Raw genomic sequence first — 14698 nt, 5'->3', positions numbered from 1 at the left:
CTCGTATGCCGGCTATGAAGGCGAAGTGATGCGTGGCGCCTTCGCCGGGGTACCGCTTGGCCAACTCGAAGCGGCCCGCGCTTTCGGCATGAGCCGTTGGAAAATCTTCAGGCGCATATGGCTCCCGCAGGCGATCAGCCGGGCACTGCCGACGCTGGCGGGTGAAACTGTTCTCCAGCTGAAAGCGACACCGCTGGTGGCAACGATAACTATGGTCGACATCTACGCCGTAGCCTCGCGGGTGCGCCAGGATCTATTCATCACCTACGAACCCTTGCTGCTTCTGGCGTTGGTCTATATGTCCATCACCGGTATCCTGGTGTTCGGTTTCCGCAGGCTCGAGGCGCGGATCCCGAGCAAGCTGGGCTAAAGCTGTTAAAGTCGCGAATTCAGGGCAGCTGCCATGCAACTCAGTCTCGACCAGGCGACAGGGCTGTGCCGGATGGCCGCACTTGGCGCCGGCGCCAACGAAGAGGCGGCGCAGTCGCTGGCTGCCTCGATCGTCGCGGCCGAGGCTGAAGGACTGTCGACCGTCGGACTGTCGCACTTCATCGATTATCTCGAAGCACTGGAAGCCGGCCGTATTGACGGCAACGCCGATCCGGTGATCACCAGGCCGGCGCTCGCGGTCTATCTTTCCGATGCGCGCGGCGGCTTAGCGCATACCGGTTTCGACCGCACGATCGATGACCTCGCCAAGGCGGCGCGGCTGTTCGGCGTCGCCATCTTTTCGCAGAAGAATGCTTATACCTGCGGCGCGCTCGGCTATTTCACCGGACGGCTGGCCGCGCAGGGATTGGTATCGTTCGCCGCCACCAACGGCCCGGCCGTGCTTGCCGGCTCAGGCTCGATCAAACCGGTCTACTGCACCAACCCGATGTCCTTTGCCGCACCCACCATGGACGGGGCGCCGCTGGTCATCGACCAGTCGTCGAGCGCCACCGCCTTCGTCAACATCCGCAAGGCGGCCGAGGACGGCAAGAAGATCCCCGAAGGCTGGGCACTGGATGCCAGCGGCAATCCGACCACGGACCCGGCAGCCGCCATGAAGGGCGCCATGCTTGCCTTCGGCGGCCAGCGCGGCGCCAACATCGCGCTGATGGTCGAGGTGCTGGCTGCGGGCCTGTCGGGCGCCAACTGGTCGCTCGATGCGCCATGGTTCGACGGCGGGCCGGACAGTCCGGGAACCGGCCTGTTCGTGCTTGCCGTCGAGCCCAAGCTGCTCGATCCGGATTTCGAAAAACGGATGAAGGACCAGCTCGACAGGTTGCGGCGGCGCTATGGCGTGCATGTGCCGGGGCGTGCCCGGGCCGAGGCCGCGGAGAAGGCGGCGGCGCGCGGCATAAGCGCGCCGAAAGCCGTGGTGCAGCGCATTTCCGAATTCGCCGCCCGCTATTCGTCCTGAGGAAATTCGTTTGTCGGATGAGCGGCTGAGGAGGCCGGCCGATCCGGCAGCGCGAGCCTACTTCCCGCAATGATGATCGTTGATGACGTTCACCGCGTTCGCGTCGGGTCCTACCCTGTTGTAGGAGCAGGGTTCGGCGGCCGTCGTGAACAGGTGATTGTCATAGTAGCGCGGGCCACCGAACAGAATGTCGATGATGTCGCCGTTGGCGGGAACGTAGCGTTCGGGTTGCGCTTGGTGGTGATGCCGGTTTGCCGCGAATGCCGGGGCACCAATGCTGCAGCCTGTTGCGAAAGCCAGAGCGAAGATCGCAACGCGTTTTGTCGTCATCGGCAATATCCTCCATTCGGAACCAAACCATACATCTAAAATCGCCGACCGAACAAAGGTTCCTGTTCCTAATGGAGTTGCCGTAAAGCCGGGCCTCGGCGGCGTTTCTGCCATTTCGAACGGATCCGGAAAATCATGCTTCAACAGTGCCGGGCGACCTATGGTCGCCCTTTGCCTTTGGCGCGAAACCGACTATGAAACGGCTTCAATCAAGCCATCTGGATAGCCCGCCGGAGCCAGCCATGACCGAAATCCTTCAGACCCCAAAGCTCGTCGTCGTTTTCGGCGGCTCCGGCTTTGTCGGTCGTCATGTCGTGCGGGCGCTGGCCAAGCGCGGCTACCGCATCCGGGTTGCCTGCCGCAGGCCCGATCTCGCCGGTCATTTGCAACCGCTTGGCAATGTCGGGCAGATCCAGCCGGTGCAGGCCAATGTCCGGGTGCGCTGGTCGGTCGACCGCGCCGTGCAAGGCGCCGACCATGTCGTCAATCTGGTGGCGATCGCGCATGAGGCCGGCCGGCAGAAATTTACTGCCGTCCACGAGTTCGGCGCGCGCGCTATTGCCGAAGCGGCGCGCGCCGTCGGCGCCGGCCTCACCCACATCTCGGCTCTGGGAGCGGACCTCCACGCGCAATCGGACTACGCGCGTACCAAGGCGCTCGGCGAAAAGGCCGTTCTTGAGACGGTCCAAGACGCCGTGATCTTGCGGCCATCGATCAATTTCGGGCCGGAGGACGGTTTCTTCAACCGCTTTGCCAACATGGCCCGCTTTTCCCCAGTGCTGCCGCTGATCGGCGGCGGGCAGACGAATTTCCAGCCGGTCTATGTCGGCGACGTCGCCGAGGCGGTGGCGCACTCGGTCGACGGCAAGGTCCAGGGCGGCCGGATCTATGAACTCGGCGGGCCGCAGGTGCTTACCTTCAAGGAGTGCATGCAAGAGCTGCTTGTCATCATCGAACGCAAGCGGTTTTTGCTGCCCGTGCCATGGTGGCTGGCGAACCTCCAGGCATCAATTCTCGGGCTGCTGCCCAATCCATTGTTGACCAAGGACCAGGTCCTGCTGCTGCGCCAGCACAATGTCGTGTCGGATGACGCCGTCAAGGACAACAGGACGCTTGCCGGCCTCGGTATCCAGCCGCGTTCGATCGGAACCATCCTGCCAAGCTATCTCTGGCGCTACCGCGCCGCCGGCCAGTTCCAGCGCAAGTCCGCCGTGTAACACGAACGGACGTCCGGTTGCCTACGGCGCGCGCCTGGTGACCTGCATCGGCAGCCCGCCTTGCGGCTGCGTCGTCAGCTTCTGCACCGGCCAGGGTCGGGTTTGCGCGGTGGTATCGAAACGATAGCGCGAAAGCATGATCGCCAACGCGATGATTGCCTCCTGCATGGCGAAGCTGGCGCCGATGCAGACGCGAGGCCCGGCGCCGAACGGCAAATACTGGAAACGGTCGATCTTTTCGCGATTCCCCGGATGGAAGCGTTCCGGCATGAAAGCGTCCGGCCGGTCCCACAATTTCCGATGGCGGTGGACGACCCACGGCATCACCAGCACCGCGGCACGCCGCGGTATGTAGAGGCCGTTCCAGGTTTCGGGCTCGATCGGTTCGCGGTTGATCGACGGCGCCGGCGGATAGAGCCTGAGCGCCTCGTCGAAGGCGGCGCGGGTCAGCGGCATGGCGTCGAGCCATTTCGTCGGGTCGGGCTCACGCGCCAGCACCGCATCGATCTCGTGCTCGATCTTTTCGCGCTCCCACGGCGCTTCGGCAAGGCAGTAGAGCGTCCAGCCGAGGGCCCTGGCCGTAGTCTCGTGGCCAGCGCCGATGAAGGTGATGATGTTGTCCTCGACCTCGGACCGGGTTAGCCCGCCCGGTCCCTCCGCCCGCAACAGCAGCGTGAGAAAATCCTGCGGCACCGTGTCCGGAGCACGCCTCAACCGCGCCTCGCGCATCTGCACCGTGTCGGTGACGATCTTGCGGAAGTAGGCCATGGTCTTGCGGCCGCGGATGCGGGTCAGGCGCGGCAGCCAGTCGGGCGCACGCAAAAGGTCGAGCGGATCGACCCGACCCATGGTCTCGAACAGGCGGTCGATCTCCTTGGCAAAGCTGCCCGGCTCGCCTGAAATCTCACCGGAAAACAGCGTCTCGGCCAGGATGTCAAAGGTAAGCAGCGTCATGTCGTGAGCGATGTCGAACGTACCGCCGCCCTCGTAGCGCATGACGAACTCCCGCGTGCGCCTCAGCATCGGCTCGGCAAAACCGAAGATATGGCGCGGCGTGAACACCGGCGCCATCGCCTTGCGTGAACGCCTCCACACCTCGCCCTCGGCGGTCAGCAAGCCGTCGCGCAGGATCGGCCGCAGGATCAGCTGGCGAACCGTCGCCATCTTGTAGTTCTTGGCGTTATCGACCAGCACGTGGCGAATGAGACCGGGATCGTTGGCGATGACCAGCGGCCCACCGATACCGGTCACCGAAATCCAGGGCTCGTTATAGGTCGGCTCGCCCCACAGCTCGAGCGGATTGCGGTAGACGATGCGGATCATCTCCAGCGTCGAGGGCGGCGCTGTGCGCGGCTTCGGCGCCGGCGGGACGAAGGGGACGGGCTGACTGTCCATGGCTTACTCCGCTGACACCTCAATGTAGTGGCGGGCAAGGCAGGCGTCCATGTGACTGGACGACAAGGCGAAGCATCCGCTCTCTGGAATGTGACCAGGGCACCGGAAAGTGCCTGCTTGCTGTGTCCGGCTGCGTGTCTTAGGTGGCAGCACCACAGATGTCAGAAACCGGCGGGAGCCTGCCTTGAAGCACCAGTTGAACGTCATCATCGGCAGCACGCGGCCGGGCCGCGCCGGACCGGTTTTCGCAAAGTGGCTGGAGAGCTTTGCGCGCGAACACGGGAAATTCGAGCCGGTGCTCACCGATATCGCCGCCTTCAACCTGCCGGTGTTGGACGAGCCGCATCATCCGAGACTCGGCAAATACGAAAACAGCCACACGAAAGCCTGGTCGAAAGCAATCGACGCCGCCGACGCATTCGTCTTCGTAGCGCCGGAATACAATTATTTCGCCGCTCCGGCGATCGTCAACGCGGTCGACTACCTGCTCAGGGAATGGCGATACAAGCCGGCCGCCGGTGTCTCCGGCGGCTTGCGAGCGGCGCAGGCGGTCAAACCGTTGCTGACCGCGGTCGGCGTCATGCCGATCCCGGAGGGCGTAGCGCTGCCGATGTACCAGAAGCTGCTCGACGAGACCGGCGCCTTCCTGCCCAGCGAGCAGGTGCTCGGCGGGGCCAGGACCATGCTGGACGAGTTGTTCCGCTGGAGCGAAGCGCTGAAGCCGATGCGGGTCGGCTGACAACGCGAACGGCCGAGCTTGCCGATGCCATAACTTGCTCATGCCATAAAGAGATGGAATGCTCCGGCAAACGACCGGGCCGGGGCGGTTCGATTTGCGTCTTCTGTTTGCCTTGCTGCTGATCCTCTCGACGGCCTCCGCTGCCATGGCGGAGCGGCGCGTTGCGCTGGTCATCGCCGAGAACGACTACCGGCTGATCCGGCCGCTCGCCAATCCCGTCAACGACGGCGAGGTGATGGAAACGGTGCTGAGGAAACTCGGCTTCGAGGTCTTCCTCGAAACCAACCGCGACCTGCGGCGCATGCGCCGGGCGCTCGACGATTTCCGCGAGGATGCCAAAGGCGCCGACGTGGTAGTAGTGTTCTTTTCCGGCCATGGCGTCGAGATCGCCGGCGAGAATCGGCTCCTGCCGGTCGATGCAGACGCGTCGTCGCTCGATGCGCTGGAAAAGACCAGCCTGCCGCTGGAGGAGATCCGCACGACCGTCGCCGCCACCAGCAAGGTCGGACTGATCGTGCTTGATGCCTGCCGCAGCGATCCGTTTGCGGCTACGGGCGGCGAAGGCCGCGGCGCAACGGCGCTGGCAAAAGAGGTCGGCGTCAAGGTCCGGCCGGGTCTTGGCCGCGTCGGGCGGGCAGAAAACATTCTGTTTGCCTTCTCGGCGGCACCCGGCGAGACGGCCGCGGATGGGACCGGCCAGAATTCGCCGTTCACCGCAGCATTGACGAAATATCTCGGCACCGATGGACTCGAGATCCGCTCCGTGCTGACGCTCGTGCAGCAGGAGGTCTACGACCTCTCGCGCGGCAAGCAATTGCCCTATGTCGAGAGCGGCCTGCCGCAGCTGTTCTTTGCCACGACAGCCAAGGAGAAACTGCCCGAGCGCGAACGCTTGTTGCTCGCCATGGCCGAGGTGACGCCTCAGATGCGCGGCGAGGTGGAGAAGATCGCCAGCGACGCCGACATGCCGCTGGCACCGCTCTATGGCGCGTTGATCAGTTCCGATTCCGGCCACCTTTCCGCTGACAGTCTGAACGCCAGGCTGCGTGAGGCAGCCGACGCCTTCGTCAAGGTGCGACGCGAAATGCAGACGCTTGGATCCGACGATCTGCGGGTGGCAGCGTTGCGCCGGCAGGCCGAAGAGCAGCTTTCGCTGGGAGCGTTCGATGCGGCGCGCAAAAAGCTCGCCGAGGCAGCCGAGATCGATAATGTCTCGCGCAACGCTTTGAAGGCCAATTTCGTCAGCCGCACGCTCTCCGAGGCCGCAACGCGCTATCTGTCCGGCGGGGCGGCGCGCGCCGACCTCGACTACGCCACAGCCATCAGGGACTATGAGTCGGTGCTCGCGCTTTATGGCGAAGCCGGACAGGTGGTGCTGTCGCTCGACGATGCCGACCGCTTGATCCGCACGCTGGACGAACTCGGCAAGCTCTATACCACGGTCGGCAATATCGATGCGGCCGGCCGCGCCTTCGAAGCGCTGCAAGCCGATCTCGAACGGCGGTTGCATCATGAAACCGATCTCAACGTGAAGCGCGACTTCGCCGTCAGCCACGTCAAGCTCGGCAATGTGCGGATGGCGCAAGGCAATCTGCCGACAGCGCTGCAGAATTATGAGACCGCCAAGACCATTCTGCAGGGCCTGACCGAGGCAGAACCGGACAATCTGGAGTGGTTCGGCGACCTCGCCATGGCCGACGACAAGATCGGCAACGTACTGGCGACGCAAGGCGATCTGGCCGGCGCCGCAGAGGTCTACCAGGAAAGTCTGTCGATCAAGAAACAGCTCGCCGCCGGAGAGCCCGACCGTGCCGAACTGCAGCGCGACCTGACCATCACCTACGATGAGATCGGTCACCTTGCCCATGTCGCAGGCCAACTGGACAACGCACAGGCGGCCTATGAAGAGAGCCTGAAGGTGCGGCTGGCGCTGGCGGCGGACAAACCGGGAGACGCCGACCGGCAGCGTGACGTCTCGGTCAGCCACGATACGATAGGCGACCTGCTGCGCGAACGCGGCGACGCCGCCGGGGCGCTGGCGGCTTACAGGGAAGGCCTCGCGATCGTCAAGCACCTGGCGAAACGCGATCCGGACGACACCGAGCTGAAACGCGACCTGTCGGTCGGCAACGCCAAGATCGGCAATGCGCTGAGCGACCAGCAGAATTGGCCTGCGGCACTTTCGGCTTATCGTGAGGCACTTTCGCAGGCCAGCGCGCTCGCCGTCGGCGACCCGAACAACACCGAATGGCAGCGCGACCTGTCCGTCTGCCTCGAGAAGGTCGCCGGCGTCCTGGCGATACAGGGCGACCACAAAGGCGCGCTGAAAGCCTATCTGGACAGTTACGCGATTGCGCAGCGGCTGGCCAAGCTCGATCCGGCCAATTCCGACTGGCAGCGTGACTTGTCGATAACGCTGTCCGAAGTCGCCACCCTGCGCCTAAAGCAGCGCGACGTCAGCGGAGCCCGGCAAGCCTATCAGGACAGCCTGGCCATTCGCGAGAAACTTGCCCGGTCCGATCCGGACAACGCCACCTGGCAGCGCGACCTGGTGGTCGCCTATATCGACTACGCGCAAGTCGCTAAGGATCCGAAAGCCGTGCTTTCCAAGGCGCTCGACATGACGCTCGAGCTCGACCGAAGCGGGCGGTTGGCGCCGCGATACAAATTCATGATCAAGTTCCTGCGTCAGCGGCTGGCCAGGATCGAAGCCAAGCGCCAGTAGCCGGCCGACGTGACTGTCATTCCGTCCGGAAATGCCTGCAAACCTTGGAAAAACCGCCTTTTGCGCCTATATCTACGACATTAGAAATGCGCGATTCGAAGCCGATTTTTCGCGCTCTGCACACGGCATCAATCAGACAGGTTTTCATGAGCGAACAGACCGACATCGCCAACGGCGTTGAAGCCGAATACGGCGCCGATTCCATCAAGGTTTTGAAGGGCTTGGATGCCGTTCGCAAGCGGCCGGGCATGTATATCGGCGATACCGACGACGGCTCGGGCCTGCACCACATGGTTTATGAAGTCGTCGACAACGCCATCGACGAAGCCCTGGCCGGCCATGCCGACCTGGTGACGGTGACGCTCAATCCGGACGGATCGGTGACGGTCATCGACAATGGCCGCGGCATTCCGACCGATATCCACACCGGCGAAGGCATTTCGGCGGCCGAAGTGATCATGACGCAGCTGCATGCCGGCGGCAAGTTCGACCAGAACTCCTACAAGGTGTCGGGCGGCCTGCACGGCGTCGGCGTGTCGGTCGTCAACGCGCTGTCGGCCTGGCTGAAACTGAAGATCCGCCGCAACGGCCAGATCTACGAGATGAGCTTCACGCATGGCAATGCCGACGCGCCGCTGCGCGTCACCGGCAGTTATGAACAAGACAAGGTCCCCGGCACCTATGAAGGCCGCAGCGGCAGCGAAATCATGTTTTTGCCGTCGTCCGAAACCTTCACCATGGTCGAATTCGACTACGGTACGCTGGAGCATCGGCTGCGCGAACTCGCCTTCCTGAACTCCGGCGTGCGCATCGTTTTGACCGATGCCCGCCATGCCGACATCGTGCGCCATGAATTGCACTACGATGGCGGCCTCGAAGAGTTCGTCCGATATCTCGACCGGACGAAAAAGCCGTTGCTCGACAAGCCGATATCGATCCGCGCCGAGCGCGACGGCATCACGGTCGAAGTCGCTATGTGGTGGAACGACAGCTACCACGAGAACGTGCTGGCCTTCACCAATAACATCCCGCAACGCGACGGCGGCACGCATCTGGCAGGCTTTCGCGGTGCGCTGACACGCCAGATAACCGGCTATGGCGACTCTTCGGGCCTGACCAAGAAGGAAAAGGTGGCGCTGATCGGCGACGATTGCCGTGAAGGGCTGACGGCGGTGCTGTCGGTCAAGGTTCCCGACCCGAAATTCTCCTCGCAGACCAAGGACAAGCTGGTGTCGTCCGAGGTCCGTCCGGTGGTCGAAGGACTGGTCAACGAAGCGCTCGGCACCTGGCTCGAAGAGCACCCGACCGAGGGCAAGGCGGTCATCGAGAAGGTCATCCAGGCCGCGGCCGCGCGTGAAGCCGCGCGCAAGGCACGCGACATTACCCGCAAGAGTTCGCTCGGCGTCACCTCGCTGCCCGGCAAGCTGGCCGATTGCCAGGAGCGCGATCCGGCAAAATCGGAGATCTTCATCGTCGAGGGCGACAGCGCCGGCGGCTCGGCCAAGGGCGGCCGTTCGCGCCAGAACCAGGCTATTCTTCCGCTGCGCGGCAAGATCCTCAATGTCGAGCGCGCCCGCTTCGACCGTATGCTCGGCTCCGACATGATCGGCACGCTGATCACTGCGCTCGGCACCTCGATCGGCAAGGACGAGTTCAATGCCGACAAGCTGCGATACCACAAGATCATCCTGATGACCGACGCCGATGTCGACGGCGCCCACATCCGCACCTTGCTGCTGACCTTCTTCTTTCGCCAGATGCCGGAACTGATCGAACGCGGTCATCTCTACATCGCGCAGCCGCCGCTCTATAAGGTGACGCGCGGGAAGAGCTCGCAATACATCAAGGACGAAGCCGCCTTCGAGGAATTCCTGATCGGCTCCGGGCTGGAAGAAGCGTCGCTTGCGCTCAGCACGGGCGAGGTGCGGGCCGGGCAGGACCTGCGCAGTGCCATCGACGACGCCTTGGCTGTCCGCCAGCTCATCAACGGATTGCACACCCGCTATAACAGAGGCGTGGTCGAGCAGGCAGCGATTGCCGGCGCGCTCAACCCGGAGATCTTCACCGACCTCGGCCGCGCCAATGAGACGGCCGAGCGTGTTGCCCGCCGTCTCGACATTATCGCCGAGGACACCGAGCGCGGCTGGATCGGCCGCATGTCGACCTCGAACGAGGGCATTGGCGGCTATGTCTTCGAGCGAACGGTGCGCAGCGTCAAGGAGTTCGCACATCTCGACCTGGCGCTGATCAATTCCGCCGACGCACGCCAGCTCGACCGCTATGCGCCGCGTCTGGCGGAAATCTATGGCGAGCCGCCGGTGCTGCGCCGCAAGGATGTCTCGGAAACCATTTCGGGGCCGCTGGCACTGCTCAATGCCGTGTTTGCCACCGGCCGCAAGGGCCTCACCATGCAGCGCTACAAGGGCCTTGGCGAAATGAACGCCGAGCAGCTCTGGGAAACGACGCTTGACCCGAATGTGCGCTCGCTCTTGCAGGTCAAGGTCAATGACGCAACGGATGCGGACAGCTTGTTTTCGCGGCTGATGGGCGACGAGGTCGAGCCCAGGCGCGAATTCATCCAGGAAAACGCGCTGTCGGTCGCCAATCTGGACATCTGAGCCACGATCTCAGATACCCAGCCAGCAGGCATGAAGTGCATTGGTGCGCCTTGGCGCACCGATGCCGACTGTTGCAAGCAACAGAGATCAGCAGGACCGCCGGAACGGAAAGGCTTTCAAGGCATTGTAGTTGATCACAATCGCCGCAGGAGGCATCCATGGGACGTGGCATTTTGCTCTGGCTTCTCGGAGTCCCGATTCCGATCATTATTCTGATCATGCTGTTTGCAAGGTAGGGGGCTTCGATGCCGTCCACCCTAACGACTGCCGACGTTTCCGCACCGACGGAATCCGCTTCCCCCGCTGTCAGCTGGGGGCCAATCGTCGCCGGCGCCTTTGCTGCGTCGACGCTTACCTTCATCTTGATGCTGCTCGGCTCCGGGCTTGGGCTGAGCATGGTGTCGCCATGGTCCGGCTCGGGTGCGTCAGTCACCACTTTCGCAGTTTCCACTGCCGTCTGGCTGATCGTCGTGCAGTGGTTGTCGTCGGCGCTGGGCGGCTACCTCGCCGGACGCCTGCGCACCAAATGGGTCGGCATCCACACCGATGAAGTCTTCTTCCGCGATACCGCTCACGGTTTCCTGGCCTGGGCGCTGGCGACGTTGCTCGTCGCCGGCGTGCTCGGCACGGCGCTTTCGGCCGCAATAGGCAGCGGTGTCCAGGCTGCTTCGACTGTGGCATCGGGCGCGGCAATGGGCGCTTCGGCAGGTGCTGCCGCAAACGCTGGTGGCGCCTCGACTAACGACGCCACGTCGTATTTCGTCGATACGCTGTTTCGCCCGGCCGATCCGGCAAGGCTCGCTGCCGCCAATCCGGAGAGCGACGCCGCGGCATCGGCGCAGGCATCGCGCATTCTGATCGCGAGTGCCGCAGCAGGCGAAATATCGGCCGACGACAAGACCTATCTGTCGCGGCTGGTGGCCGCCCGCACAGGCCTGTCCGAAGCGGATGCCACCGCTCGCGTCGATGCAGTAATCGCCAGAGCGCAGGAGGCCAAGGTCAAGGCGCAGCAGGCGGCCGACACCGCCAGAAAGGCAGGCGCCACCTTCTCGCTGATTGGCGCGCTGTCGCTGGTCATCGGCGCCTTCATTGCCAGTGCGGCCGCAGCACTTGGCGGCAGGCAGCGCGACGACGAGGAAGCAATTTTCCTGACCAATCGTTGATCGGTGACTAGGCGAACTCGGTCCGCTTCGGGAAGATTACGCCCGAAGCGGACCCTTGCCTTGAAGTGCCGCCGCGGCATTGTCGTGCTCACCGCCTACAGCTCAGCTTCCAGTTTGCGGCCGAGATCGACCGCATCGCGCAGCACGGCAAGGTGCGAGCGCGGCCGTGCGCCGACCGGCGCATTGACTTCGACGCCGCTCGCCGTCAGCGACCAATAGAGCCTGTGCGTGAAGACGCGGCCAAGCGAGCCGCGCAGCTCGACCTGGATGTTTTCCACGCCGGGACCGAAGTTTTCCGTCATCCGCCCTGAGATCGGGTCGCCGGTCAGCCAGCCATTGCCCCTGTCGAAAATATTGGTCCAGCGCGTTGCGGCAAACACCGCGCCATGATGCACCGCCCGCTGCGGCTTGCCGGAATGGCTGCGCCCTTCCTGGTAGAGCATGGTCCCGCCCGCCGCCCTGTCGGCGATCGGCGGGCATGCCGAAAACAGGCGCTCGGCGATGCCGCGCCTGAATTCGGCGAGGTTGTAGGTCACCAGGAACTCGCTGTGGGTCAGCGGACTGCCGAGCGTGACGAAATCGCTGATCTTCCACGGCAGCGGATGATCGGCGTCGCCGACGCGAAGCTGCCGGTAGAGCTCCCATTGGTGGCGCCGGAATGCGGGGAGATCATTGAGGCTGTCGGGCCAGGCGGAGGCATCGGCGGCCAGCGTCGCTTTGTCGACGGCGTGGATCGCCTTCAGCCGCGCTTTGTCGCGAATGGCTTCCAGCTTTCTAGGCCTGAAATCAGCCCACAAGATCTGCAACAGATCATAGGCGATGATCGACCCGAGGCTGTGCGAGACCAGCACGATGCGATCATAGGCATCGTCCATCATGAGACGCTTCAGCAGCTTGAGGCCACGCTCGCGGACCAGCGCCCGTTTCTCGACCGTTGCCGCTTCGGCCCGCACATAGGCGGCGACGTCGCCGAAATAAGGCAAGCCAAACTGGTCCACCGACCAGATGACGAACGACGCCAGAACCGTGACAAGCACACCGGTCGTCCAGGAGATGTAGCCTTGCCAGGTCGACGTTGCGAGCGCCAGCGCCGCGCCGAGGACGACGATGGTGGCCAACAGCGTGACGACGTAGAGTTTGCGCACATCGCGCGGAATATCGACGGGCTTGCGCCAGAGCAGGGTCGTCACCCAGGCAGCAAGGCGGCTTCGGGTCGTGCCCTGGGTGATGTCGGCCCAGTAAAGCTCGTAGAAATCGGTGCGGCGGCCATCGACATCATAGGGCGTGGTGATCCGGCGGAGTTCGTGCGAATTGGTCCGGCTGTCGGGCGTGATCCAGCTCTGGTTGATCTTCGCACCCATCGGGTCGGCCGGATCGGCGACGTGGGCATAGAACGGTGCACGGGCCGGATCGTGGCTCCATACGGCCTGGACAAACTCCCTCAACGTGTCCATGGGCCGCTGCTCGCCCATGCCGTGCACGACCACTACCGCCTGGCTGCGCTTGCGCGGCGCCTTCTCTGCTGCGGTCAGATCGGCGGCCGGCGATGCAGCAGAACCAGGGTCGGGCACCAGCACCTCCACGATGACGCCGTTTGCAAGACGACGGTCGGCATCGTAGCTTCAGAACCGGTAACAGCCAAGAAAAAGCCCGGCGCGGAGCCGGGCTGTATTCGACGATCGGCAGTGAGTTGGCAGCGACGCCTTTTCAGTGATCCATAGCCTTGACGATCTCCTCGGTCATCTTCTTGGCGTCGCCGAGCAGCATCATGGTGCCGTCCTTGTAGAACAGCGTGTTGTCGATGCCGGCATAGCCGGAGCCAAGCGAGCGCTTGACGAACAGGCAGGTGCGCGCCTTGTCGACATCGAGGATCGGCATGCCGTAGATCGGCGACGACTTGTCGTCACGAGCCGAGGGATTGGTGACGTCGTTGGCGCCGATGACATAGGCAACGTCGGCCTGTGCGAACTCAGAGTTGATGTCCTCCAGCTCGAACACTTCGTCATAAGGCACGTTGGCTTCGGCCAAGAGCACGTTCATGTGGCCGGGCATGCGGCCGGCGACGGGGTGGATGGCGTATTTGACGTCGACGCCGTTGGCCTTGAGCTTATCGGCCATCTCGCGCAGCGCGTGCTGCGCCTGGGCGACGGCCATGCCGTAGCCGGGCACGATGATGACCTTTTGCGCATTCATCATCAGATAGGCGGCATCCTCGGCCGAGCCCTGCTTGACCGTGCGCTCGATGCCGTCGTTGGCAATGGCTGATGTCTCCCCGCCGAAGCCGCCGAGGATGACCGAGATGAAGCTCCGGTTCATGCCTTTGCACATGATGTAGGACAGGATGGCGCCCGATGAACCGACCAGAGCGCCGGTGATGATCAGCGCCAGATTGCCGAGCGTGAAACCGAGTGCGGCGGCGGCCCAGCCGGAATAGGAATTCAGCATCGACACCACCACCGGCATATCGGCGCCGCCGATCGGGATGATGAGAAGGACGCCCAGCACCAGCGAGCCGGCAACGATCAGCCAGAACACCAGCTTGGACTCGGTGGTGACGAGCAGCACAATCAGCACGATCAGCGCAATGCCCAGCGCCGCGTTGATGAAGTGGCGGCCACCGATCATGATCGGCTTGCCCGACATGCGGCCGTCGAGCTTCAAGAAAGCGATGACCGAGCCGGTGAAGGTGATCGCGCCAATGGCAACGCCGAGGCTCATCTCGATCAGCGCCTGGGCATGAATATCGGCGACGGTGCCGATGCCGAAGCTTTCCGGTGCATAGATGGCGGCGGCCGCCACCATGACCGCAGCAAGACCGACCAGCGAGTGAAAGGCGGCGACCAGCTGCGGCATCGAGGTCATGGCGATGCGCCGTGCCGTGACCGCACCGACCGAGCCGCCGATCAGCAGCCCGAGCACGATCAGCGCGAAGCGGCCGGCGGAAGGGGTGGCCAGAGCCAGCGTCGTGGCGATGGCAATGCCCATGCCGATCATGCCGTACATGTTGCCCTGGCGGCTGGTGGTCGGATGCGACAGGCCGCGCAATGCCAGGATGAACAGGATGCCGGAGACCAGATAGAGGAAGGAAGCGAAGTTGGCGTTCATA

11 protein-coding genes are annotated in these 14698 nt (G+C 63.7%); 7 read left to right on the top strand and 4 right to left on the bottom strand.

The window, feature by feature from the left end; translation table 11 throughout:
- Nucleotides 1-370: ABC transporter permease subunit (locus NKJ72_RS26610; protein ID WP_352480102.1), on the top strand; the 370-nt coding region annotated here is incomplete at its 5' end.
- 33 nt (nt 371-403) lie between these two features.
- A complete protein-coding gene (locus NKJ72_RS26605) occupies nt 404-1405 on the top strand; it encodes an Ldh family oxidoreductase (protein WP_352480101.1) in 1002 nt (333 codons plus the stop codon).
- A gap of 57 nt (nt 1406-1462) precedes the next feature.
- Here the strand turns inward: NKJ72_RS26605 and NKJ72_RS26600 are convergent, their stop codons facing one another.
- The gene (locus tag NKJ72_RS26600) at nt 1463-1879 is read right to left on the bottom strand and encodes a hypothetical protein (RefSeq protein WP_352480100.1); all 417 of its coding nucleotides are present in this window, start codon (nt 1877-1879) and stop codon (nt 1463-1465) included.
- Between the two features lie 98 nt (nt 1880-1977).
- On the opposite strand from NKJ72_RS26600, the gene NKJ72_RS26595 reads away from it, so the two are divergent.
- Complete coding sequence (locus NKJ72_RS26595; protein WP_352480099.1) at nt 1978-2952, top strand: complex I NDUFA9 subunit family protein; 975 nt, start codon at nt 1978-1980, stop codon at nt 2950-2952.
- A 21-nt stretch (nt 2953-2973) separates the two neighbouring features.
- Here NKJ72_RS26595 and NKJ72_RS26590 read toward each other — a convergent pair whose 3' ends face one another.
- Nucleotides 2974-4347, bottom strand: coding sequence for a cytochrome P450 (locus NKJ72_RS26590; RefSeq protein WP_352480098.1), 1374 nt, complete (start codon nt 4345-4347; stop codon nt 2974-2976).
- A gap of 184 nt (nt 4348-4531) precedes the next feature.
- Between NKJ72_RS26590 and NKJ72_RS26585 the strand changes: the two genes are divergently transcribed.
- From NKJ72_RS26585 to NKJ72_RS26570, 4 genes are all read left to right on the top strand, one after another.
- Nucleotides 4532-5086, top strand: coding sequence for an NADPH-dependent FMN reductase (locus NKJ72_RS26585; protein ID WP_352480097.1), 555 nt, complete (start codon nt 4532-4534; stop codon nt 5084-5086).
- A 58-nt stretch (nt 5087-5144) separates the two neighbouring features.
- Complete coding sequence (locus NKJ72_RS26580) at nt 5145-7811, top strand: caspase family protein (RefSeq protein WP_352480096.1); 2667 nt, start codon at nt 5145-5147, stop codon at nt 7809-7811.
- A gap of 146 nt (nt 7812-7957) precedes the next feature.
- The gene (gene gyrB, locus NKJ72_RS26575; RefSeq protein ID WP_352480095.1) at nt 7958-10429 is read left to right on the top strand and encodes a DNA topoisomerase (ATP-hydrolyzing) subunit B; all 2472 of its coding nucleotides are present in this window, start codon (nt 7958-7960) and stop codon (nt 10427-10429) included.
- Between the two features lie 245 nt (nt 10430-10674).
- Entirely contained in the window at nt 10675-11592 is a 918-nt protein-coding gene (locus tag NKJ72_RS26570; protein WP_352480094.1) for a hypothetical protein, read from the top strand.
- 95 nt (nt 11593-11687) lie between these two features.
- Here the strand turns inward: NKJ72_RS26570 and NKJ72_RS26565 are convergent, their stop codons facing one another.
- Together NKJ72_RS26565 and NKJ72_RS26560 are read right to left on the bottom strand one after the other, a co-directional pair.
- Nucleotides 11688-13163, bottom strand: coding sequence for a hypothetical protein (locus tag NKJ72_RS26565; protein ID WP_352480093.1), 1476 nt, complete (start codon nt 13161-13163; stop codon nt 11688-11690).
- 136 nt (nt 13164-13299) lie between these two features.
- A complete protein-coding gene (locus NKJ72_RS26560) occupies nt 13300-14697 on the bottom strand; it encodes an NAD(P)(+) transhydrogenase (Re/Si-specific) subunit beta (RefSeq protein WP_352480092.1) in 1398 nt (465 codons plus the stop codon).
- Between the last annotated feature and the right edge of the window lies 1 nt (nt 14698).

Origin of the sequence: Mesorhizobium sp. M0045 (assembly GCF_040323385.1) — a bacterium.
Classification (GTDB): Bacteria; Pseudomonadota; Alphaproteobacteria; order Rhizobiales; family Rhizobiaceae; genus Mesorhizobium.
The sequence above is the reverse complement of the archived record's forward strand: the minus strand, read 5'-3'. Positions and strand labels throughout refer to the sequence as shown.